This window comes from Rivihabitans pingtungensis, assembly GCF_003201855.1.
GTDB lineage: Bacteria > Pseudomonadota > Gammaproteobacteria > Burkholderiales > Aquaspirillaceae > Rivihabitans > Rivihabitans pingtungensis.
The window spans coordinates 15967-38757 of record NZ_QJKI01000012.1; the positions used below are offsets into that span (position 1 = coordinate 15967).

Below are 22791 nucleotides of genomic sequence, written 5' to 3' on the forward strand. Positions count from 1 at the left end.
TTCGGGGTGGCGTCTTGATACCAAGCATCGCTTACCGCCCCCTTCCCGGCATATCTTCTAGCGTGTCGCTCAAATCCCTGACGGCCGCAGAAACCATATCCACTGCCGTGCGAAGCTCCTTTTGAAAACCTGCATTGGCCACTCGCATCGTATCGCCAACATGCTTGGCGAAGGATTCGTGTGCGCCGGCCAGAACATCGTTGACGCCCTGAAGGTATTCCTCCGACTGCCGCTGAGCGTCACCAAGCTTGCCCGCTGCGGATTCGATTCGACCGATAATCTCCGAGGTCATCGCCGCATCCCGACGAGCATTTTCCATGACGGATTTAAGTTCGGTGACCATCATGGCAAAAGAGTCACGGGTTCGCGCATAATCCGACAGCAAATCCTTGGTGGCATTCGTCGCAGTAGAGAGCATGACAGAGGCAGTCTTAATGTTATCGGTTGCCGCTGTTGCTGATTGCATGGTGTCCGACACCCCTTGTCCAGCCTGGGCAAAATTGGTCGCCGCCAGATAAAGCGTTTCTGCGCCTTGATTCATCCCGGCAATTGCTTCTCCAGTGGCTCTTGATAGCGCAACCACAGCGTCTTGTAGGGAACGGTTCGTCTGCACAGACTGGGCCAGCAATCCCTCCATCTGGGCAGACAGCGTCTGGACCGCCTTTCCGGTGCTTTCCTCAAACCTCTCCTGCCGATGCCCCTGAGACTGTGCAGCCGCCTCAGCCTGCTGACGCAATACATTGACGACGCCAACAACCTGCTTTCCAACCAGCCCAAGTGCTTCTTGCAACTTGCGAGTGGATTCCGTTTGCGACTCGGAGAGCATCTCCCGCATCTGCACCACCACTTCACCCACCTGCTTGTTCATGACCTGCTGGCGAGCCTCCATCGACGTGATGGCGGTATTAAGCCGCTTGCCCATGGCCTCCACGGTGCTCTTTCCGGCGGCGTCCATATCCGTTGCTAGCGTGGCGAATTTTTCGGCGGATTGGCGCATGGCCATGGAGGTTTCCTTGAGCAGTTCGGTCATACCGCGCATCTGGCCACCAAACATATCCTGCATCTGGGCGCTGAATCCGGTGAGGACATCGGTAAGCATCTTGTTCACAGCGTCACCCTGATGTGTACTGACCCCCTTGACGGCCTGTGCAATATCAGAGATAGGGCCGCCAAGATGCTCCGCAATTGCCTTACCCATGCCCTCCGACATCCTCCCTGTCTGTTCGGCCTGCGAACGCAGTATCAACGCTGTGTGCTTGGACTGCCTCTCCAGTTGAGATTCGGTCAGCGTGGTGAGTATCTCTTTAAGGTCGGCGACGAGGGCATCCTTGATATGGGCAGCCTGAGTGGCCTGTGCGTCCGAAGCCCGCACCAGCTGTTCGAGATACTCCTCTCCCGCGCCGGCACGGAACAGCTCGTCGATTAACTGGCGCAGCTTGGCAACCTGTCCATTCAGCGCCGCCGCTATCGACTTCTCTAGCATGGTGAAGATCATGGCCAACACAATCGCAGCACATGACACTTTGAATGCGTGCCCGACCGCATTGATGAGATTTTTGAGTTCCTCCTGCGCCTTGGTCGGATCTGACACGTCGAACGAGGCAAGGCCGTTGATAAGGCCTAGAAATGTCCCGATGATGCCGATGCCGGTAAGAATCCCCGGAAGGTGCTTGTAGAAGTCCAACTTAAGTGGTAAGTGGACGATGGCGTGCTCTGAGAAAAACGTTTCGGCGAGGGCGGTTGCGCGCAAGCAAACAGTCCGGCTCTGCCCGTCGTCGCCAACTTCCTTTTGCGGATGTAGGGTCTCCGCGTACTCGCTCCACGAGTGCTTGAGATCAGAGGTCCGCTTCATGGGGCCATCTGCAATCTCCGAAAGCTCAACAAGACTCCTCCCTTCCCCTTTTACGCTGTCCTTGATTTTAGAGAGTTCATTGTTTGCCATCTTGAGTTCCCAGCCAAGCCGCAAGGCAGGCAAGACAAACATCCACAGGAACCCCAGTAAGCACACTAGGAAGGAGCCAACCAGCCAGGTAGGTAATGATTGGATGAAGCTATCCATATAAATCTTTCTTCTTAAACAGGTTTTTTCCTAGAGAACGTCAGCTAGGCACGGGTAACGCCATAGCGCGTTTCCGGGTTTCTGAGCCAAGTCCGTACTCGGCAAGATCAACCCAATGACTTGCCATTGGTCACGATTTTTTCTCACTTCAGAATGTGCTGATAATAACCCGTTTAACATACCGAGTCGCTCACGCCGGATATCCGGCGCCACATGGCCAAGCTTTGCCTGCCTTCAGACAGCGCCAGCCACAATGATCAATCAATCTAAGTTCCGCTTAAGTCTGCCCTTGCATACTGTCTCCCATGCCGTGATTGACACGGCCTTGTCACTGACTTCAGGAGATTTCCATGCAACGCATCGCACTCGCCGCCGTTCTGTCCATCGCTTCCCTGTCCGCCTTTGCCGGCCAATCCTGCACCGACGCGCCCAAGAGCAGCTGGATGAGCAAGGAGCAGATCACCGCCCAGGTCAAGGGCATGGGCTACACCATCAAAAAGCTGGATGTGGAAGACAACTGCTACGAAGTGAAGGGCCTGGACAAGGATGGCAAAAAGGTTGAGGCCTATTTCAATCCGGTGGACGGCAAGCTGGTGAAAACCAAGTAAGTGAGCATGTCCGGGCGGTTTGCATCTGCCCGCGCCCGCCCGCTTGTTGCGCCGCCGGATCTTGACCCTGGCGGCGCAATTTTTTGTCACAAGGAGCTTGCCATGTCTGCTGAATTGCCCGCCGCCGGTCAGCCGGTGAAAGTCTGGGATGGATTCATCCGCCTGTTTCACTGGAGTCTGGTCGCCATCGTGGCGCTGAATCTGTTTGTGCTGGAAGAAGGCGATGTCGCCCATCGCTGGCTGGGTTATATCGCTGCCGGCGCGGTGCTGGCGCGGGTGTTGTGGGGTTTTGTCGGCAGCCGGCATGCGCGCTTTGCCGATTGGTTTCCCACCCCGGCGCGTCTGCGCGCCCATCTGTGCGCCATGCGCCGGGGCGAGGCAGAACACCATCTGGGCCATAACCCGCTGGCGGGCTTGATGATTCTCACCCTGCTGAGCGTGATTCTTGGTCTGGCGGTCAGCGGCTGGCTGATGGGCACTGACGCCTATTTTGGCGTGGAGTGGGTGGAAGAGCTGCACGAAGCATTGGCGGTAGGCTTGCAAGGTTTGGTGGCGGTGCATGTGCTGGCGGCGCTGCTGATGGGGCGCAAGCTGCGTCAGCCCTTGATCCGGGCGATGATCACCGGCTACAAACGCTCGCCGGGCTGAACGCGGCCGCAAATACACGGGGTAATGGCCAGGGTCGAGGAGAGAGCATGGCAGACCATGGCCAGTTTGCCGCGCGGTCAGGGCTGACCGCGCGGTTTTTTTGTGGCGCTCACATGCCCAGATACGCCGCGCGCACCTGTTCGTTGTCGATCAGTTCGCGCCCGCCGCCGCTCAGGGTGATGCGGCCGGTTTCCAGCACATAGCCCCGATCGGCCAGCGCCAGCGCAGAAAACGCATTCTGCTCGGCCAGAATCAGCGTCATGCCCTGGGCTTTCAGGGTTTTCACCACATTGAAGACTTCTTCCACCAACAGCGGCGCCAGGCCCATTGAGGGTTCGTCCAGCAGCAAAAGCTTGGGGCGGCCCATCAGTGCGCGGCCGATGGCCAGCATTTGCTGCTGGCCGCCCGACAGCGTGCCGGCCGGCAGGCGGCGTTTTTCCTTGAGCACCGGGAACATGGCGTACACCTGCTCCAGATCGCTGTCGGCCTGCGCCCGAGGCTGGGTGTAGCCGCCCAGGCGCAGATTGTCTTCGATGGACAGTGGGCCAAACACCTGGCGGCCTTCTGGCGACTGGCAGATGCCACGGCGCACGCGCAGGTCGGCGCGCAGGCGGCGGATGTCTTCGCCGGCAAAGCGCAACTGCCCGGCGCGCGCCGGCTGCACGCCGGACAGCGCGCGCAGCAGGGTGGTTTTGCCGGCGCCGTTGGCGCCGACCAGGGCCACGGTTTCGCCCCGGCGCACTTTCAGCGAAATGCTGCTGAGCGCCTGAATCCGCCCATAGCTGCTGTCCAGCGCGTCGACTTCCAGCAGCCAGTCCTGATGGCTGGCCAACTCGCCGCCGCTGTGGCCGCCCAGGCCAACCGATTCTGGCGCCAGGCTGGCCACGCGGTGAAACAGCTCGCGGCTTTCGGCGCTGGCGGCGTCGCCAAACAGCGGGTCTTGGTGGCTGGAAAACGCCTGCTGGATGGCGTCCCAGTCGGCGGCGCTCAGGGCCTGTTCCGCCAGCGGAAACACCTGCTGCTCTTCGCGGCGGATATGCGACTTCAGGCCGTCGGCGTAGCCGCGCAGCCCCTGCGCCAGCGCGCTGGCCTGGCCTTGGCCGTGCAGGCAATCGGCCAGTTGCTGGCGCAGCGCCAGCACCCGCGCCGGGGCCTCGCGGTGTTCGGCCTGGAGCGCGTCCAGCAGCGGGATGGCGCTGGCGTCGCGCTGGCGCAGACAGGCAAACAGATGCTCGTCTTCCTTGCGGTGGTGAGCGGCGTCAACAAAGTGTTCCAGATAGTCAAACAGCGCCAGCAAAAACGCCGGCTCCAGCGCGCCGCCGCCGGCGATGTCCTCGCCCAGACGGTCCAGGGTGATGGCGATGCGCCACAGATTGCGGTGTTCGTCCTGGATGATGTGCAAAGCAGAATGCATGAGGGGTCTCCAGCTCAGGCGTGGGCGCCAAGGTAGGCGGCAATCACGTCCGGGTTGCGGCGGATTTCATCCCGGTTGCCCTCGGCCAGCTTCTTGCCGTAATCCAGCACCAGAATCCGTTCGGACAAGTTCATCACCATTTTCATGTCGTGTTCGACCAGCACCACGGTGACGCCGGCGTCGGCAATGCGCCGCACCAGCGCGTCCACTTCCTGGGTTTCTTTGGGGTTAAGGCCGGCGGCCGGTTCGTCCAGAAACAGCAGCCGGGGGCGCATGGCCAGCGCGCGGGCGATTTCCAGCCGCTTGAGCGCGCCATAAGGCATGCTGTCGGCACGGGCGGTCAGGTACTGCGCCAGGCCAACAAAGCGCATCAGCTCGGCGGCCTCGTCGCGCAAGGCCGCGTCGGCGCGGCGCAGGGCGGGCCAGCGCAGCGCGGCCTTGAACAGGCTGCGGTCCAGCCGCAGGTGGGCGCCCACCATCACGTTTTCGATGGCCAGCATATTCATGCACACTTGCAGGTTCTGAAAGGTGCGCGCCACGCCGCGCTGCGCCAGCCGGTCGGGCGTCAGGCCGTGCACCGGCTGGCCGTCCAGGCGGATGCTGCCGGCGGTGGGGGCGTACACGCCGGTAATCAGGTTGAACAGCGTGGTCTTGCCAGCGCCATTGGGGCCGATCACCGCGTAAATCATGCCGGCGTCGATGCTGAAGCTGACCGCCTGCACCGCCTTGACGCCGCCAAACTGGATGGACAATTCACTGACTTCAAGCAAGGCCATGTCATTGCCCTCCCTTGCCAAAGCGCGCCGCCAGGGTGGGGGCCAGCCCCTTGGGCAAAAAGATCATGCACAGCATCAGGATGGCGCCAAACACCACCGTCTCCCAGCCTTCAAAGGTGGCCAGCAGCTGCGGCAGCGCGGTCAGCAACACGGCGCCCAGCAGCGAGCCATACACCGAGGCCATGCCGCCAATCACCACCATGGTGACCAGCTCGATCGAGTGGAAAAAATCCGCCACATTCGGGGTGACAAAGCCGACGTAATGCGCGGTGATGCTGCCCATCAGGCTGGCGAACATCGCCGACAGCACAAAAATCGCCACCTTGTAGCCGGCCACATCCACGCCCACGCCGCGCGAGGCGACTTCTGAGCCGTGCAAGGCGCGCAGGGCGCGGCCAAACGGCGAATCCATCAGGTTTTGCGCCATCCACACGCTCAGCAGCAGCAAGGCCGACACCAGCCACCACCAATGCCAGTCGCGGCTGAGCGTCAGGCCGGCCACCTCGAATGGCAACACCGGCATGCCGTCTGGCCCGCCCGTCCACTGTGCCTCATTGCGCACCACGATATTGAGGATGATGCCCAGCCCCAGCGTGGCCATGGCCAGATAGTGGCCCTTCAGGCGAAAAATCGGCCGCGCCACCAGCGCCGCCAGCACGCCGGTCAGCGCCATGCCGGCCAGCATGGCGGCCAGCGGCGGCCAGCCAAAGTGGGTGGGCAGCACCGCCGAGGCATAGGCGCCCAGACCCAGAAAACCAGCATGGCCCAGGCTGATTTGCCCGGCAAAGCCAATCAGCAGATTCAGCCCCAGCACGATGATGGCGTTGATCGCCATGCGGATGGCCAAGTCCAGATAAAAGCTGTTGGGCAGCAGCCACGGCAACACCAGCAAGCCTGCCGCCAGCGCGCCCAGGGGAAGATAACGGGAAGTCGTCATGGTCACACCCGCTCGGTATTGCGCGCGCCCAACAGGCCCTGCGGCATGAAGAACAGCATCAGCAAGATCAGCGCAAACGGGATGGCGTCTTTGTAAGCCGACGACACATAGCCGGCGCCCAGCGCCTCCAGCACCCCCACCAACAGCCCGCCCAGCACCGCGCCCAGGCCATTGCCCAGCCCGCCCACCACGGCGGCGACAAAGCCCTTCAGGCCGAGCATGATGCCCACGTCGTAAGAGGTGAGAGTAATCGGCGTCACCAGCACGCCGCCCAGCGCACCCAAGGCGCCAGACATGGCAAAGCTCAAAAACAGCACCCGCCCGGTGTGTACGCCCACCAATTGGGCGGCCAGGCTGTTGAACGAAGTGGCCAGCATGGCCTTGCCCAGCAGAGTGTGATTAAAAAACCCCCACAGCGCCGCCACCACCAAGGCCGTCACCCCCAGCACCCACAGGCTTTGCGGCAGCAAGGTGGCGCCCAGCAGCGCCAGCGGCGCATCGCCAGAAAACGCCGGCAGGCTGTGCGTGCCCTTGCCCAGCCAGACTTGGGTCAGCCCGCGAATCACCAGCGAGGCGCCAATGGTGATGATGATCAGCGACACGGTGGGCGCGCCCTTCACCGGCTCGATGGCCAGTTTTTCCACCAACACCCCCACCAGCGCCGGCAACAGCACCGCCAGCAACAAGGCCACCGGCAAGGGCAGGCCGGCCTGGGTGAAAAACACCGCCAGCATGCCGCCCAGCATGATGAATTCGCCCTGGGCGAAGTTGATCACATGGCTGGCGTTGTAAATCAGGGTAAAGCCCAGCGCCGCCAGCGCGTAGGTGGCGCCGACGGTGACGCCGGAAAACAAAAATTGCAGGAATTGCGCCAGCATCACGCACCTCCTGCCGGCCAGGCGGCCAATGCAGTGGGGGTCATCCATGTCTCCTCATGGTTTGGGTCAGGTGGGCAACGGTTCTGCGCGTCCGGGTGGCGCGAAGATTCTGTATTGTGTAATTCGTTACGCACATTAGAAATGACACAATAAATTCTGTCAATCGAGATTTATGTATCACTTACACCGACAAAACAGGGAGGGATGGCAAAATTTTCATGGGCTTTTGCTTGTGTGTGCAGCGCCATCAAAGCAAAAAGCGATACGCAAACTTGCCTACAAGCAAATTTTTATGTATCTTTTTTTGTGGTACACAGCGGATGACGGCGCAAAAAAAACCGCCCTGGCGGGCGGTGGCGCAGATCGGCGCAAGGCGCTCAAGCGGCCGGCGGCGCATAGCCCAGCCGCAACGACAAGGCGTGCGCCGCCTCGCGCAGCGCGGTCACCGTGGGGCCGTCTTCGCGCATGTCCAGGCTGCCTTCCACGCCGACCACCACCAGCCCGAGGGTGATGTCCTGCTTGAAGTTGAACACCGGCGCCGCCATGGCCTCGACGCCGCGCACCATGTAATGCCCGGAAATCGCCGCCAGCCCGCGCGCGCGCACCTCGGCCAGCACGGCGCGCGCCTCGTCCAGCGTCTGCACATTGGCGCGGCACTTGCCGCTGTCCAGCTCGGCCTGCACCAAGGGCTCGATCTGCGCCGGCGGCAGCCAGGCGGCAAACACCCGGCCGGCGGCCGAGGCCAGCAGGCTGAGCGTGGCCCCGGTGATGACATTGACGGTGATCGGCCGGCGCGGGCGCTCCCAGCGCACAATCACCGGCCCCTGGCCGCCCCACACCGCCAGCGCCGTGGTTTCGTTGATGGCGTCGCGCAAATCGGCAATCGCGCTCAGCCCCAGCCGCACCCGGTCCAGCCGGCCCAGCGCCACCAGGCCCAGATTGAGCGCAAACGGCCCCAGCGTGTAGCGCGACGATAACGGGTCTTGCTCGACCAGCCCGCTGCGAATCAGGCTGACCAGATAACGGTGCGCCTTGGACGCCGGCATGTCGGCCGCAGCGGCGATGTCCTTGAGCATCATTGCCTGCTGCCCGGTCACCATCGCCTTGAGCAGGCTCATGCCCACCTCCAGCGACTGCACGCCATGTTTGCCTTCCAGATCGTCATGCATCCCTGTGCTCCCTGCGGTATTCTGTAATAAGAAACCAATTTTGTAATACAGAATTAAATCATGCGACAGGAGCGCGAGCAATGTCAGAACTCACGGTTTACGCCATCGACGGACTGACCCCGGTGGTCCACCCGGACGCCTACGTCCACCCCTCCGCCGTGCTGATTGGCGATGTCATCATCGGCGCGCGCTGCTATATCGGTCCCTGCGCCTGCCTGCGCGGCGACTTTGGCCGGCTGATCCTGCACGACGGCGCCAATGTGCAGGACACCTGCGTGCTGCATGGTTTTCCGGGGGCGGACACGGTGATCGAAGAAGACGGCCACATCGGCCATGGCGCGGTGCTGCACGGCTGCCGCATCGGCCGCAACGCGCTGGTGGGCATGAACGCCGTGGTGATGGACGAAGCGGTGGTGGGCGAATCGGCGATTGTCGCCGCCTCGGCCTTCGTCAAGGCCGGCATGGAGATCCCGCCCGGCATGCTGGCCGCCGGCGTGCCCGCCAAGGTGGTGCGCCCGCTCAGCGAGCTGGAGCGGCAATGGAAGCGCGACGGCACCGCCTGCTACCACGACCTGGCGCGCCGCAGCCTGGCCAGCCTGACCGCTACGGCGCCACTGCGTGAAATGGAAGCCAACCGGCCACGCATTCAGCTTGATTTGCCGGGGGTGGCACCGCTGAAGGTGAAGAAGGGCGGGTGAGATTTCGGTTTCTTGGGCTTGTGGCTGCAATTACAATACAGCGCTTTTTTTGATCGCGCATCTCACCGGACACTGACCTCACGCACAGCCGCTCACCCTTGGCAAAATTGGCGCGCGACATGATCCCGCTCGGCTTTGCGGATCAGGACCAGCGCGGATGGCTTGCCGCGCGCTTATGTCACTTCAAAGAGGTTTTGCGGATGCTCTACACCAGCCTGAACCCAGACAAAGCCTTGATTTGGCGCATCATCCACCGCGACAATCTGCCGTGGGTTCTGGATCACGGCTTGCACTGCGGCAACAGCGCCGTCAAAGCCCCTGGCTGGGTGAGCATCGGCAACCCGGAGCTGATCGACAAGCGCGCCCAGCATCCGGTGTCGCTGCCGCCCGGCGGCTTTTTGAACGACTATGTGCCGTTTTACTTCACGCCCTTTTCGCCGATGCTGCGCAATATCCACACTGGCTGGGGCGGCGTGCAGAAGCGACCCAATGATGAGATCGTGATTCTGGTGTCCAGCCTGCGCCACCTTGCCCAGCAAGGTCAGCCATTTTTGTTCACCGACAGCCATGCTTACTATCAGTGGGCGAATTACTATGCGGACTTGAACGATCTTGACAAGATCGACTGGGCTTTGCTGCAACGGCGGGATTTCAAGCGAGACGCGGAAGACCCGGCCAAGTTCGAACGTTATCAAGCCGAGGCGTTGATTCACCGCCATGTGCCGATTACCGGGCTGCTGGGCATTGTCTGCTACACGGAAGCATTGAAACAGGATATTGAACAGGAGATTCTGGCGCGCCATCTGAGCCTGCCAGTGCATGTTCGCACAGGGTGGTATTTCTCATGATCACATTCACTCAAGGCAATTTGCTGGAGGCCCGCGCCGAGGCGCTGGTCAACACGGTCAACACCGTCGGGGTGATGGGCAAGGGCATCGCGCTGATGTTCAAGGAGCGCTTTGCCGAGAACTTCCGCCGTTACGCTGCCGCGTGCAAAGCCAGGGAAGTGCAGACCGGCAAGATGTTTGTGACGCCTGTACACGAACTGGATGGCCCGCGCTGGATCGTCAATTTTCCCACCAAGCAGCACTGGCGTTCACCTTCACGGCTGGAGTGGGTGCAGGAAGGTTTGCAGGATTTGCGGCGCTTTTTGCTTGAGCAGCACATCCAGTCTGTCGCTATTCCGCCCTTGGGCGCAGGCAATGGCGGCCTGGAGTGGGCTAAGGTGCGCGAACAGATCACCCAGACGCTGGGCGATTTGGACATTGAGATTTTGGTGTTTGAACCCACCAGTCAATATCAAAACGTGGCCAAGCGGACAGGGGTGGAAAAGCTGACGCCAGCCCGTGCATTGATTGCTGAGTTGGTGCGCCGTTACTGGGTGCTGGGTATGGAGTGCAGCTTGCTGGAAATCCAGAAGCTTGCCTGGTTTCTGGAGCGTGAAATCGAAAAGCGCGGATTAACGTCGCTGGATTTGCGTTTTAACGCCCACAAATACGGCCCATACGCAGATCGCCTGCGCCACTTGCTGGAAGGGCTGGACGGCAGCTATTTGCATTCTGACAAGCGCATCAGCGATGCGACTCCCCTGGAGGTGATCTGGTTTGACGATGCACGCAAAGACCTTGTTCATCGCTATCTTCAGAGTGAAGCCAAGGCCTACGCCCACGCGCTGGAATCCACCACGGCGCTGATTGACGGCTTTGAGTCGCCGTTTGGCATGGAGCTGTTGGCCACGGTGGACTGGCTGCTGGCCCGTGAAGGCGTGGCGCCCACGGTGCCCGCCCTGCGTGAGGGGCTGCGCCACTGGCGCGGTGGCTCAGATGCCGCTGCCCGTAAGGAGCGACTCTTCGATGACCGAGCGCTGGGCATTGCCCTGGAACGCCTGCGGGGGTTTGCCTGATGCCCACCTGCTGGATCATCGCCGGCCCCAACGCGCGGGCAAAACCACTTTCGCCCTGGAATACCTGCCGCAGGTGGCGCAGTGCTCGCGCTTTGTGAATGCGGATCTGATTGCCGCCGGTTTGTCGCCGCTGGCGCCCGAACGCGAATTATTGGCCGCCAGCCGCTTGTTTTTGGGCGAGATCGAAGCCTGCATCGCCAAGCGTGAAGACTTTGCCTTTGAAACCACACTGGCCGGGCGCAGTTATCTGAAGCTGGTCCGTCGTCTGCAAACGGCGGGCTGGCGGGTTGAACTGATTTACCTGGCGCTGCCCAGCATGGAAATGTCCAAACTGCGCGTCGCCGAGCGGGTGGCGCATGGCGGCCACTCTATCCCGGTCGCCGACATTGAACGTCGCTTTGCCCGTAGCCTGGGCAACTTGCTCAACAGCTTCAGCACACAGGTGGATGCCTGCCGCTGCTTCATGAACAGTGATGCCTCACCAGAACTGGTGTTTGAACAGCAGGGCGAGGTGCGCAATGTCGTGCACATGCCGTATTACCAACATTTGTTGAAGGAGGCCGCATGATGACCATCACATCCGTTCCACCGTCACCCCAGGCGCAAGCCATGCTCAAAGCCTTGCAGACCGCCGTGGCCAACAGCCTGGATAAAAAGCAGAAGCTCGGACAATACGCCGTGATCTGGCAGAACGGCCAGCCCGTGCAAACCGGCAGCGATGCGCCAAAGGCGACGCAGTAAGCACGGCGGTGCGCGCCTACCCCAGCGGATCCACCTCGCCAAACCGCGCATACACCGTCGGCGAGGCTTCCGGGGTTTGGCCGTTGGCCAGCTGAAAATGCCGGTCCAGGTGGCGTTCGGAGGCAGGCAGCAGGCGGTGGTAGATTTCGCGGCACAGTTGCCGGGCCTGGTGGCCGGGCCAGTCGCCGGGCAGCAGCACGTCGGGCAGTTCCGGGTCGCGCAGCAGCAGGCGGCGGTAGTCGTGAATCAGCAGGATGCGCAGCAGAAAGGCGCTTTCTTCGTCCAGCGCATGTTCGCTGTCGGCGCGCAATTGCGCCAGCACCGGCTGGTAGCGCTGGACAAAGCTGGCGTACATGGCGGCCAGGTCGTTGAGGTTCCAGGCGGCGTGCACCATGTCCAGGTCGCTGGCGGCGCTGCCGTAGGGGGTGTCGGCGGCGATCAGCGGCTTGAGCCGGCCCAGGAGCTCGCCCAGGCCGTCGGCGATCAGCGCGTCAAAGGCGTTGGTCAGGTCTACGCTGGGGTGCACAAAACAATCGCTGCCCAGCATGCCAAAGCCCTGCCAGAACAGCGCGCGCTTGAGTTGTTCGCGCGGTTTGCCGGCCAGCTCGCCCACCAGCATGATCAGCCGCCAGCGGCGGTCCCATTGTGGCGCGCGCGCGGCGTAGATATGGCGTGAGGCTTCGGCAAAGCGGCGCTGGCCGGCCGGGGCCAGCAGGTAGTCGGTGCGCCGGCCAGCCGGCTCGCTGCACAGCCATTCTTCTTTGGTCAGGCGAAACACCGAGGTGCGGATCAAGCGTTCGTTCAGCTCCAGCGGCTCCAGCAGGCGAATCAGGCTGCCCAGCCAGATGCGGCTGCCGCGCGGCATGACGGCGTCGCCAAATACCGAAACAATCAGCGAGCCGGCCTGCACCCGGCCTTGTTGGCGAAAATCTTCGAGTCGTTGCTGGATGGGGGTAAGCTCGGCGGACATTGCGGGTCGATCTGGGAAGGTTGGGGTGGGCGGGCAAAGCGGGAGTTTACTCGCAGTGGCGCGCTGGGGGTGAAGTGTGAATCAGGGCTGCGCTGATGCTCAGCGTTGCTAAGGCTGGATTTTGGGCGGGGTTTCGCCTCGCACCCGCCCCCTTTTTCTTTGTCTCGCCAAAGAAAAAGGGGAAAAGAAAGGCGACCCGGGCACCGCGCCCTGCGGGTGCCCTGTGCTTCTCGAAAACCGGGGTCGCCACGGAATGGCGCGTCGGCTGCGCCGCCGCTTAGCCGTGGCGGAAAGCCCCCCGGTTTTCTGCGATGCTCGGCGCGCCACACGGGATACACGGCGGCTAAGCGCAACGATTTCAGGAGTCTTGCCACCATTTGGCGCAGCAAAGCGCTGTTGGCCAGCTCACCCACACGCTCCCTCAAAACACCGCCACGGGTGGCGGGTCGGGTTGCAAGCGTTGTTGCTGGGCAAAAAACCCCTCGCTGTGAATCTGTTCGGCCGGCGCGCCCTGGCTGCGGGCTGCGGTCTGGCAGGCCTCGACAAAGGCCGGGCTGCCGGCGATAAACACCGTGTGTTTGGACAAGTCGGCGCACAGGCTGGGCAAGAGCTCGGGGATGCGGCCGTGGCGGCAGCCGTCTTGCTGGTCGCGGGTAAGGGTGATGTGGTAGTCAAAATTGCGGTGTTTGGCGCGCCACCAGGCCAGCAGGCCCAGGCTATACACATCGGCCAGGGTGCGGGCGGAGAACACCAGGGTCACCTTGCCGCGATAGCCACGGCGCAGGGCGGCTTCGGTCAGCGCCAGGATCGGCGCCAGGCCGGTGCCGGCGGCCAGGCACAGCACCGGGGTGTTGACCGAGGGGTCGCCAATAAACGTGCCGTAGGCGCCAGACACTTTCAGGCTGTCGCCGATATTTAATTGTTCATGCACCCAGGCGCTGGTTACGCCGTCGTCGGCGCGGGCCACTTGCAGCACCAGTTCGCCATCCGGGCGCGGGGCGTTGGCGATGGAATAGGCGCGCAGCGGGATGTCGGCGCGCGGGTTGCCCAGCATCACATACTGGCCGGGCCAGTAGCGGATGGGCTGGCCCACCGGGCGCAGGCGCAGCTCGACCACCCGTTCGGCCACCTGGCGTTTGTCCACCAGCACAAACAGCGCATCCTCGCGCGGCGGAAACAGCTTGGGCTTGGCGTCTTCGGTGCCCCATTCGATGGTGAGTTCATCAGAAATCGGCTTGGCCATGCACATCAGGCCATAGCCCTGGCGGCGCTCTTCTTGCGACAGCGCCATGTCCAGCACCATGCCCTGGTCAAAATGGCCGGCGCTGACCTTGACCTTGCATTCGCCGCAGGCGCCGGCGCGGCAGTTGTTGGGCAGGGCGTAGCCGGCTTTTTCAAGCGCCATCAGCACGGTGTCGCCGCTGGCGCACTCGACCGATTTGCCCGAGGGTTGCAGGATGATGCGCGGCATAAATCTCTCGTTCTCCAAAAATGAAACCCCGCCCGCCCCGTGGTGAAGCGGGGCGGGCACGCTGGCTGGGGGTCAGAACACCGGGATGATGTCTTCCATGTCGATGTCGCTGACTTCCTGACCGGTGATGCCGACTTCCGGAATCGCCGGGAACGGGATGTTGTAGCGGTCCAGCACACTCTTCAGGTTGATCATGGCGTTGCGCCAGTTTTCCAGCTTCATTTCATACGTGGGGATGCCAAAGCCGGCGGCGCGGGCGATTTCTTCGGCTTCGCGCTGGGTGGCGATAAAGTCTTCCGGCAGGTCCCAGAACTCCATCGGCGGCTCGAACAGCACGGCGGACAGGAACAGATAGCCGGCGCGGATCTGCTTGGTGACCACCGCCTTGGTGGACTCATCCAGACCGGGGTAGTCGCGCTCCATCACCGCCATGCAGATGGCCATGTGGCGGCCTTCGTCGCGGCCGATGTTCTTGAAGCCTTCCTTGAAAACCGCTTCACGCGAGTTGTCGTACATCTGCTTGAAGATGGTCGCCGCAGCGATTTCGCCCATCAGGAAAGAGCTGAACAGCACGGCCAGGTCGTACTTGGGCACGGCTTGCTTATAGCCATTCCAGTAGCGGCCGCCGTTGAAATACAGCCATTGGGCGTTTTTTTGCAGACGCTTGCCCAGCTCGGTCTTGGGCTGGTAGGTCAGCGGGTCCGGGTGGCCCAGCAGCTTGGTGATGGCCAGGCCGCACATGATTTCGTGGTTTTGCTCGTCGCGGGTCACCGAGAAGAAGCACTTGCGCACCGGGTCTTCTTCGTGAACTTCGTAGGTTTTGATCAGCGCTTCGGCAAATACCGGCGGCGCCGAGGCGTCGAACACCGACAACAGCGTCCACCAGTAGGCGATGGATTCGCGCTCTTCCCAGCTGTAGCTGTCCACATCCAGGGTGTCCCAGGGGAGTTTTTCCGGGTCCCAGTTCTCACGCAGCGCGGCTTCCCACACTTCTTGCAATTTTTTGGTCTTGCTGTGCCAGGACAGCGGATAGACGTTGGGCTGCGGGGTGGCCGGCGGAAATTCCATCTTGTCGGCAAAGCGTTCCTTGTGGCTGGACATGGCGTCTCCTCATCTGTGGTGGGTGGTCTGCAAGCAGTGTCCCGTCTGCTTGTGGCGGCAATAGTGATACGTAAAAAAATACATGTCAACAAAAAATGTATCGCTTTGTGTGGGGTGAGTGTGTGGGCTGTTGGCGCAACACTGGCGTATGTTGCGCAAAAACAGCAGGAAATTGCCTATTAAATTATTGATAAAAAACAGATTACGATTAACAAAATCCGTTTTTACATGGTGAAATGTGCACGCGCAGCAAGAAAAAATATGATACGTAAAGTTGACACAAAACGAGTTTGTTCGTAACTTTTTCGCGAACACACCCACTTTGCGGAGACTGAACCGATGACTCACCCCCTGTTTGAGCAGCATCGCGCCACCCTGGAAGGCGCGCTGAACGCCATCGCCACCCGTGGCTATTGGTCGGCCTATGCCGAGATGCCCAGCCCCAAGCTGTATGGCGAACACGCCGCCGACGCCGGCAAGCGCGCGTTCGAGGCGCATCTGGGCCAGCGCTTTGCCCTGGAGCAGCCGGGCCAGACAGGCTGGCAGGGCGGCGAGCGCTCGCCGTATGGCGTGGCGCTGGAGGTGAGTTATCCGGTGTGCGCGCCCGAGGCGCTGCTTGCCGCCGCGCAGGCGGCCATGCCCGGCTGGCAGGCGCTGGGCGCCGCCGGGCGCACTGGCGTGTGTCTGGAAATGCTGGCGCGGCTGAATGCGCAAAGCTTTGAACTGGCCCACGCGGTGATGATGACCACTGGCCAGGGCTGGATGATGGCGTTTCAGGCCGGCGCGCCGCATGCCCAGGATCGCGGGCTGGAGGCGGTGGCCTACGCCTGGCGCGAGCAAAGCTTCATCCCGACGCGCGCGCATTGGGAAAAACCGCAGGGCAAGAACCCGGCGCTGGTGATGGAAAAACACTTTGAAATCGTTGGCCGTGGCGTGGCGCTGGTGATTGGCTGCGCCACCTTCCCCACCTGGAACACCTACCCCGGCCTGTTTGCCGCGCTGGCCACCGGCAACCCGGTGATCATCAAACCGCACAACCAGGCCATCCTGCCGGCCGCCATCACCGTGCGCACCCTGCGCGCCGTGCTGGCCGAACACGGGCTGGACCCGAATCTGGTCAGCCTGTGCGTCAGCCCCTCGCGCGCCGCCACCCAGGCGCTGGCCCGCGATCCGGCGGTGCGCTCGGTGGATTTCACTGGCGGCAACGCCTTTGGCCAATGGCTGCTGCAACACTGCCCGCAAGCCCAGGTGTACGCCGAGCTGGCCGGGGTCAACAACATCGTCATCGACTCCACCGACCAATACAAAGCCATGCTGGGCAATCTGGCCTTTACCCTGTCGCTGTATTCCGGGCAGATGTGCACCACCAGCCAGGCCATCCTGGTGCCGGCGGGCGGCATCGACACCGACGAAGGCCACAAGCGTTTTGATGACGTCTGCGCCGACCTGGCCCGCGCCGTGCAGCGCCTGTTGGGCAAGCCGGAAGTCGCCCACGCCGTGCTGGGCGCCATCCAGTCGGCCGACACCCTGGCGCGCATCGACCAAGCCAATCGCGGCGAGCTGGGCCAGGTGCTGCTGGCCGCCAGCGCGCTGGACAACCCGGAATTCCCCGCCGCCCAGGTGCGCACGCCGGCCTTGCTGGCCTGCGACGCCGCCGACGAGGCGCTGTACATGGAAGAGCGCTTCGGCCCGATCAGCTTTGTGGTCAAAACCGCCGACACCGTCGCCTCGCTGGCGCTGTGCGAACGGCTGGTCAGCCAGCATGGCGCCTTGACCGTCGGCGTGTACTCCACCCGTGAAGACATCATCGACGCCGCCACCGCCGTCACCTGGCGCGGCAAGGTGGCGCTGTCGATCAACCTCACTGGCGGCGTGTTCGTCAACCAGTCGGCGGCGTTCTCCGATTACCACGGCACCGGCGGCAACCCGGCGGCCAACGCCGCCTACGCCAATTCGGCCTTTGTCGCCAACCGCTTCTGCGTTGTGCAACGCCGTCGCCATGTCTGAGGAACCGGCCATGGGTTTTCAACACATTCTGTTTGAGGCGCGCGATGGCGTGGCGCGGCTGACGCTGAACCGCCCGGACGCGCTCAACAGCCTGACCGACGCCATGCACATCGAGCTGCGCGCCGCGCTGGATCAGGTGCAGGCCGACCCGGCCATTCGCGTGCTGGTGCTCAGCGGCGCCGGGCGCGGCTTTTGCGCCGGGCAGGATTTGGCCGATCCGGGCATGCAGGCGGTGGACGGCAAGCTGCCTGACCTGGGCGACATCGTCGAGCGCAACTACAAACCCTTGGTGCTGCGCCTGCAAAACCTGCGCGTGCCCACCGTGGCGGCGGTCAATGGCGTGGCGGCGGGCGCCGGGGCGTCGCTGGCGCTGGCCTGCGACCTGGTGGTGGCGGCGGAATCCGCGTCGTTTCTGCAAGCATTCAGCAAGATCGGCCTGATTCCCGACACCGGCGCCACCTGGGCGCTGCCGCAACGGGTGGGCATGGCCCGCGCCATGGGCCTGGCCTTGCTGGCCGACAAACTGCCGGCGGCGCGCGCCGCCGAATGGGGCTTGATCTGGGCCTGCGTGGCCGATGGCGAGTTTCGCGCCCATGTCGATGCGCTGGCCGCGCGCCTGGCGGCCATGCCCACCAAGGCGCTGGTGCGCACCCGGCTGGCCATGCACACCGCCGCCAGCCACACCCTGGAGCAACAGCTCACCCTGGAAGGCGGGCTGATGCGCGAGCTGGGCTGGAGCGCCGACTACGCCGAAGGCGTGGCCGCCTTTGTGGAAAAGCGCGCGCCGCGCTTTAGCGGGGCATGAATATGGCTGCTTTGTCTGCTTTGCAGCCGGTGGGCGTGGTCGGCGCCGGGGCGATGGGCGCCGGCATTGCCCAGGTGGCGGCGCTGGCCGGCCACCCGGTGCGCCTGTTTGACCTGCGCGCCGATGCCGCCCGCCAGGCGGTGGACAGCCAGCGTGCCCAGTTGGCGCAACTGGCCGGCAAGGGTCGGCTGGACGCCGCGCTGGCTGAGGCCGCCAGCGCGCGGCTGTCGGCGGTGAGCGAGCTGGCCGAGCTGGCCGGCTGCGCGCTGGTGATCGAAGCGATTGTCGAACAGCTGGAAGCCAAACAGGCGCTGTTCAGCCAGCTGGAAGCCATCGTCGGCGACGACGCCCTGCTGGCCAGCAACACCTCGTCGATTTCGCTGACCGCCATCGCCGCGCCGCTTACCCGCCCGCAGCGGCTGGCCGGTTTGCATTTTTTCAACCCAGCGCCGCGCATGGCGCTGGTGGAAGTGATTGCCGGCCTGGCCACCGCGCCCGAGGTGATCGACACGCTGATGGCCACCGCCCGCGCCTGGGGCAAAACCCCGGTGCGCGCCAAATCCACGCCGGGCTTTATCGTCAACCGGGTGGCGCGGCCGTATTACGCCGAGGCGCTGCGCCTGGCGCAGGAAGGCGCGGCCAGCCCGGCCACGCTGGATGCGCTATTGCGCGAGGCGGGCGGTTTTCGCATGGGGCCGTTCGAGCTGATGGACATGATCGGCCACGACGTCAACTTTGCCGTCACCTCGTCGGTGTGGCGCGGCTATTTTCATGACCCGCGTTTTTTGCCCTCGCTGATGCAGCAAGACCTGGTCGAGGCGGGCTTTTTGGGGCGCAAGCGCGGACGTGGCTTTTATGACTACCGCGACGGCGCCGCCATGCCGCAGGCCGACAGCGCGCCGCCGCTGCCGCCGCCCGCTCAGCTGGCGGTGTGCGGCGACAGCCCGGCCGCGCGCGCCCTGGCCGCCCGGCTGCACGCCCACGGCGTGGTGTTTGCCACGCTGCCCTCGCCCGATGGCCGGGTGGCCCAGGCCGATGACGCCGTGTTGTTCGTCACCGATGGCCGCAGCGCCAGCCAGCGCGCCGCCGACCTGGCGCTGCCCAATCTGCTGCTGATCGACCTCGCGCTGGATTACCACCTGGCCTCGCGCCTGGCCGCAGCCGCCGCCGACGGCTGCGCGCCGGCCGCGCGCGACGCCGGGCTGGGCTTGCTGCAAGCCGCCGGCTTAGCCGTCAGCCTCTTGGACGACGCCCCCGGCTTGGTGGTGATGCGCACGGTGGCCATGTTGGCCAACGAAGCCGCCGACGCCGTCCATCAGGGCGTGTGCTCGGCCGCCGACGCCGACGCCGCCATGCAATTGGGCGTCAACTACCCACGCGGCCCGCTGGCCTGGGCCGAGCAGATTGGCCTGGCGCAGGTGCGCCAGGTGCTGGCCCATCTGGCCGCCTGCTACGGCGAAGACCGCTACCGCATTTCGCCGCGCCTGCAACGCGCGGCGCTCACCGGGAGAATCCTGCATGACTGACATCGCCGCCCTGTCGCCCCAGGCGCTGGCCGAAGCCGCCGCCGCCGCCATGTGGCGCCGCGACGCCGCCGCCCGCAGCCTGGGCATGCAACTGGAAGCCATCAGCCCCGGCAGCGCCACGCTGAGCATGACCGTGCGCGCCGATATGGTGAACGGCCACCACATCTGCCACGGCGGCATGCTGTTCAGCCTGGCCGACACCGCCTTTGCCTACGCCTGCAACAGCGGCAACCACAACACCGTCGCCTCGGCCTGCCAGATTGATTTTCTGGCGCCTGCGCACGAAGGCGACACGCTGATCGCCAGCGCCAGCGAACAGGCCGCCAGCGGCCGCGCTGGTGTGTACGACGTCAGCGTGCACCGCAGCGACGGCCAATTGCTGGCGCTGTTTCGCGGCAAGAGCCATCGCATTCGCGGCGAGGTGATTGCCGGTTTGCAGGCCGCCGGCTAACGCCGCAGACAACAGAGCGCGGCTCACCGCGCCACGCCCCCTACACAGACATCAGGAGACTTCACCATGACCGCCCGTCTGCCCCAGCCCGGCGAGCTCGACCCGATCGAGACCGCCAGCCGCGACGAAATCGCCGCCCTGCAATTGCAACGCCTGAAATGGTCGCTGCGCCATTGCTACGACCATGTTGCCCCCTACCGCCAGCGCTGCCAGGCCAAGGGGGTGCACCCGGATGACCTGAAACAGCTGTCGGATTTGTCGCTGTTTCCGTTCATGACCAAATCCGACCTGCGCGACCACTACCCGTTTGGCCTGCTGGCGGTGCCGCGCGAGCGCATCGCCCGCCTGCACGCCTCCAGCGGCACCACTGGCAAATCGGTGGTGGTGGGCTACACCCAGCAGGATTTGCACCACTGGGCGGATATTGTCGCCCGCTCGATCCGCGCCGCTGGTGGGCGGCCTGGCGATATGGTGCATGTGGCCTACGGCTACGGCATGTTTACCGGTGGCCTGGGCGCGCATTACGGCGCCGAGCGGCTGGGTTGCACCGTGGTGCCGATGTCCGGCGGCCAGACCGAAAAACAAGTGCAGCAGATTGTCGACTTCCGCCCGGACATCATCATGGTCACCCCGTCGTATTCGCTGGTGATTGCCGAAGAGTTCGAGCGCCTGGGCATCGCCCCGCAGGATATCTCGCTGAAGGTGGGCATTTTTGGCGCCGAGCCATGGGGCGAGGGCATGCGCAACGAAATCGAGAAAAAACTCGGCATCGACGCCATCGACATCTACGGCCTGACCGAAGTCATGGGCCCCGGCGTGGCCTGTGAGTGCATCGAAAGCAAGGACGGCCCGGTGATCTGGGAAGACCATTTCTACCCCGAGATCATCGACCCGGACACCGGCGAAGTGCTGCCCGACGGCAGCGAGGGCGAGCTGGTGTTCACCTCGCTCACCAAAGAAGCCTTTCCGGTGATTCGCTACCGCACCCGCGACCTCACCCGGCTGCTGCCGCCCACCTCGCGCGCGTTCCGCCGCATCGACAAGATCACCGGCCGCTCGGACGACATGCTGATTATTCGCGGCGTGAATGTGTTCCCCACCCAGATCGAAGAACAAATCCTGCGCGACGCCCGCCTGTCGGGCAATTACCAGGTGGTGATCAGCCGCGATGGCCATCTGGACAACCTGGAAGTGCGCTGCGAGCTGCAACGCGAGCTGTCCGGCCGGCTGAATCCGGCCCAGGTGCAGGAAATCGCCAAAAGCTTGCAGCACCGCATCAAGACCATTATCGGCGTCTCCACCCGCATCAGCGTGCTGGAAGTGGACGGCATTCCGCGCACCGTGGTGGGCAAGGCCCGCCGGGTGATTGACGAACGGCCCAAGCAATAAGGAGCAGTCCATGAACCAGGCATTTATCTGTGACGCCGTGCGCACCCCGATTGGCCGCTATGGCGGCGCCTTGGCCGGCGTGCGCGCCGACGACCTGGGCGCGGCGCCCTTGCAGGCGCTGATGGCGCGCCACCCGCAGCTGGATTGGGCGGCGGTGGACGACATTCTGTATGGCTGCGCCAACCAGGCCGGTGAAGACAACCGCAATGTGGCGCGCATGTCGGCGCTGCTGGCCGGGCTGCCCATCCAGGCGCCGGGCACCACCATCAACCGCCTGTGCGGCTCGGGCATGGACGCCATTGGCCAGGCAGCGCGGGCGATCAAGGCCGGCGAAGCCGAGCTGATGCTGGCCGGCGGGGTGGAAAGCATGTCGCGCGCGCCGTTTGTGCTGGCCAAGGCTGACAGCGCGTTTTCGCGCCAGGCGGCGATTTACGACACCACCATCGGCTGGCGCTTTCCCAATCCGCGCATGAAGGCGCTGTACGACACCCACTCGATGCCGCAAACCGCCGACAACGTGGCCGCCGAATTCGCCATCAGCCGCGCCGACCAGGACGCCTTTGCCTGGCGCAGCCAGCAGCGCTGGGCCGCCGCCGACGCCGCCGGGCGCTTTGCCGACGAGCTGATTCCGCTGCAGATTCCGCAGAAAAAAGGCGAGCCCACCACGGTGACGCGCGACGAGCACCCGCGCCCGGACACCACGCTGGAGCAACTGGCGCGACTCAAGGGCGTCAACGGCCCGGAACTGAGCGTCACCGCCGGCAATTCGTCTGGCGTCAACGACGGCGCCTGCGCGCTGTTGCTGGCCTCGGCCGCCGCCGCCCAGCGCCATGGCCTGACCCCGCTGGCGCGGGTGGTGGGCATGGCCACCGCCGGCGTGCCGCCGCGCATCATGGGCTTTGGCCCGGCCCCGGCGGTGAAAAAAGTGCTGGCGCACACCGGCCTGACGCTGGCCGACATGGACGTGATCGAACTCAACGAAGCCTTTGCCGCCCAGGCGCTGGCCGTGCTGCGCGACCTGGGGCTGGCCGACGACGCCAGCCACGTCAACCCCAATGGCGGCGCCATCGCCATGGGCCACCCGCTGGGCATGAGCGGCGCCCGGCTGGTGACCACTGCCGCGTATGAACTGCGCCGCCGTGGTGGCCGCTACGCGCTGTGCACCATGTGCATTGGCGTAGGCCAGGGCATCGCCATGGTGATCGAGCGGGTGTGACCGCGCTTTACCCCATAACCATCA

The 22791-nt window shown here is 63.9% G+C and carries 22 protein-coding genes; 13 read left to right on the forward strand and 9 right to left on the reverse strand.

All coding sequences use genetic code 11. The features are described from left to right. Window positions 1–31: 31 nt before the first annotated feature. The gene (gene zorA, locus DFR34_RS09960) at window positions 32–2059 is read right to left on the reverse strand and encodes an anti-phage ZorAB system protein ZorA (protein ID WP_110391002.1); all 2028 of its coding nucleotides are present in this window, start codon (window positions 2057–2059) and stop codon (window positions 32–34) included. A gap of 350 nt (window positions 2060–2409) precedes the next feature. Between zorA and DFR34_RS09965 the strand changes: the two genes are divergently transcribed. Continuing rightward, a complete protein-coding gene (locus DFR34_RS09965; protein ID WP_110391003.1) occupies window positions 2410–2667 on the forward strand; it encodes a PepSY domain-containing protein in 258 nt (85 codons plus the stop codon). A 102-nt stretch (window positions 2668–2769) separates the two neighbouring features. Continuing rightward, window positions 2770–3315, forward strand: coding sequence for a cytochrome b/b6 domain-containing protein (locus tag DFR34_RS09970; protein ID WP_110391004.1), 546 nt, complete (start codon window positions 2770–2772; stop codon window positions 3313–3315). A 109-nt stretch (window positions 3316–3424) separates the two neighbouring features. Here the strand turns inward: DFR34_RS09970 and DFR34_RS17945 are convergent, their stop codons facing one another. From DFR34_RS17945 to DFR34_RS09995, 5 genes are all read right to left on the reverse strand, one after another. Continuing rightward, window positions 3425–4729 (reverse strand): ATP-binding cassette domain-containing protein, encoded by a 1305-nt coding sequence (locus DFR34_RS17945; protein ID WP_110391005.1) that lies wholly within the window; start codon window positions 4727–4729, stop codon window positions 3425–3427. Window positions 4730–4743: 14 nt separating this feature from the next. After that, window positions 4744–5505, reverse strand: coding sequence for an ABC transporter ATP-binding protein (locus tag DFR34_RS09980; protein WP_110391006.1), 762 nt, complete (start codon window positions 5503–5505; stop codon window positions 4744–4746). A 1-nt stretch (window position 5506) separates the two neighbouring features. Then, window positions 5507–6442 carry a branched-chain amino acid ABC transporter permease gene (locus tag DFR34_RS09985; RefSeq protein WP_110391007.1) on the reverse strand — a complete coding sequence of 312 codons (936 nt, stop codon included), beginning with the start codon at window positions 6440–6442 and terminating at the stop codon, window positions 5507–5509. A gap of 2 nt (window positions 6443–6444) precedes the next feature. Further along, window positions 6445–7368, reverse strand: coding sequence for a branched-chain amino acid ABC transporter permease (locus tag DFR34_RS09990; protein WP_211309363.1), 924 nt, complete (start codon window positions 7366–7368; stop codon window positions 6445–6447). A 329-nt stretch (window positions 7369–7697) separates the two neighbouring features. Then, the gene (locus DFR34_RS09995; protein ID WP_110391009.1) at window positions 7698–8489 is read right to left on the reverse strand and encodes an IclR family transcriptional regulator; all 792 of its coding nucleotides are present in this window, start codon (window positions 8487–8489) and stop codon (window positions 7698–7700) included. A gap of 80 nt (window positions 8490–8569) precedes the next feature. Here DFR34_RS09995 and paaY point away from each other — a divergent pair, with 80 nt between their 5' ends. The 5 genes from paaY (at window position 8570) to DFR34_RS17130 (ending at window position 11831) form a co-directional block, all read left to right on the forward strand. Further along, window positions 8570–9187: a phenylacetic acid degradation protein PaaY gene (gene paaY, locus DFR34_RS10000; protein WP_110391010.1), complete on the forward strand. Its 618-nt coding sequence runs from the start codon at window positions 8570–8572 to the stop codon at window positions 9185–9187. A gap of 200 nt (window positions 9188–9387) precedes the next feature. Then, complete coding sequence (darT, locus tag DFR34_RS10005) at window positions 9388–10035, forward strand: type II toxin-antitoxin system toxin DNA ADP-ribosyl transferase DarT (protein ID WP_110391011.1); 648 nt, start codon at window positions 9388–9390, stop codon at window positions 10033–10035. Beyond that, on the forward strand, window positions 10032–11090 hold the full coding sequence (gene darG / locus DFR34_RS10010; RefSeq protein ID WP_110391012.1) for a type II toxin-antitoxin system antitoxin DNA ADP-ribosyl glycohydrolase DarG: 1059 nt from the start codon (window positions 10032–10034) through the stop codon (window positions 11088–11090). Before darT ends, darG begins: the two co-directional genes overlap by 4 nt. Then, on the forward strand, window positions 11041–11658 hold the full coding sequence (locus tag DFR34_RS10015; protein WP_211309364.1) for an ATPase: 618 nt from the start codon (window positions 11041–11043) through the stop codon (window positions 11656–11658). Before darG ends, DFR34_RS10015 begins: the two co-directional genes overlap by 50 nt. Then, window positions 11655–11831 carry a hypothetical protein gene (locus DFR34_RS17130; protein ID WP_158281791.1) on the forward strand — a complete coding sequence of 59 codons (177 nt, stop codon included), beginning with the start codon at window positions 11655–11657 and terminating at the stop codon, window positions 11829–11831. Before DFR34_RS10015 ends, DFR34_RS17130 begins: the two co-directional genes overlap by 4 nt. Before the next feature lie 16 nt (window positions 11832–11847). On the opposite strand, the gene paaX is transcribed toward DFR34_RS17130, so the two are convergent. From paaX to DFR34_RS10030, 3 genes are all read right to left on the reverse strand, one after another. Further along, window positions 11848–12801 (reverse strand): phenylacetic acid degradation operon negative regulatory protein PaaX, encoded by a 954-nt coding sequence (gene paaX, locus DFR34_RS10020; RefSeq protein ID WP_211309365.1) that lies wholly within the window; start codon window positions 12799–12801, stop codon window positions 11848–11850. A 421-nt stretch (window positions 12802–13222) separates the two neighbouring features. Continuing rightward, window positions 13223–14272: a 2Fe-2S iron-sulfur cluster-binding protein gene (locus tag DFR34_RS10025; protein WP_110391013.1), complete on the reverse strand. Its 1050-nt coding sequence runs from the start codon at window positions 14270–14272 to the stop codon at window positions 13223–13225. A 72-nt stretch (window positions 14273–14344) separates the two neighbouring features. Then, the gene (locus DFR34_RS10030) at window positions 14345–15373 is read right to left on the reverse strand and encodes a hypothetical protein (protein WP_110391014.1); all 1029 of its coding nucleotides are present in this window, start codon (window positions 15371–15373) and stop codon (window positions 14345–14347) included. A 339-nt stretch (window positions 15374–15712) separates the two neighbouring features. Between DFR34_RS10030 and paaN the strand changes: the two genes are divergently transcribed. From paaN to pcaF, 6 genes are all read left to right on the forward strand, one after another. Further along, complete coding sequence (gene paaN, locus DFR34_RS10035; protein WP_110391015.1) at window positions 15713–17380, forward strand: phenylacetic acid degradation protein PaaN; 1668 nt, start codon at window positions 15713–15715, stop codon at window positions 17378–17380. Window positions 17381–17390: 10 nt separating this feature from the next. Then, entirely contained in the window at window positions 17391–18185 is a 795-nt protein-coding gene (gene paaG, locus DFR34_RS10040) for a 2-(1,2-epoxy-1,2-dihydrophenyl)acetyl-CoA isomerase PaaG (protein ID WP_110391068.1), read from the forward strand. Beyond that, on the forward strand, window positions 18182–19711 hold the full coding sequence (paaH, locus tag DFR34_RS10045) for a 3-hydroxyacyl-CoA dehydrogenase PaaH (RefSeq protein WP_110391016.1): 1530 nt from the start codon (window positions 18182–18184) through the stop codon (window positions 19709–19711). The genes paaG and paaH overlap by 4 nt, the downstream gene beginning before the upstream one ends. Beyond that, window positions 19704–20162 carry a hydroxyphenylacetyl-CoA thioesterase PaaI gene (gene paaI / locus DFR34_RS10050; RefSeq protein ID WP_110391017.1) on the forward strand — a complete coding sequence of 153 codons (459 nt, stop codon included), beginning with the start codon at window positions 19704–19706 and terminating at the stop codon, window positions 20160–20162. Before paaH ends, paaI begins: the two co-directional genes overlap by 8 nt. Window positions 20163–20228: 66 nt before the next feature. After that, window positions 20229–21551 (forward strand): phenylacetate--CoA ligase PaaK, encoded by a 1323-nt coding sequence (gene paaK, locus DFR34_RS10055; RefSeq protein WP_110391018.1) that lies wholly within the window; start codon window positions 20229–20231, stop codon window positions 21549–21551. A gap of 10 nt (window positions 21552–21561) precedes the next feature. After that, window positions 21562–22767, forward strand: a complete 1206-nt coding sequence (gene pcaF / locus DFR34_RS10060; protein ID WP_110391019.1) for a 3-oxoadipyl-CoA thiolase — start codon at window positions 21562–21564, stop codon at window positions 22765–22767. Window positions 22768–22791: the final 24 nt, after the last annotated feature.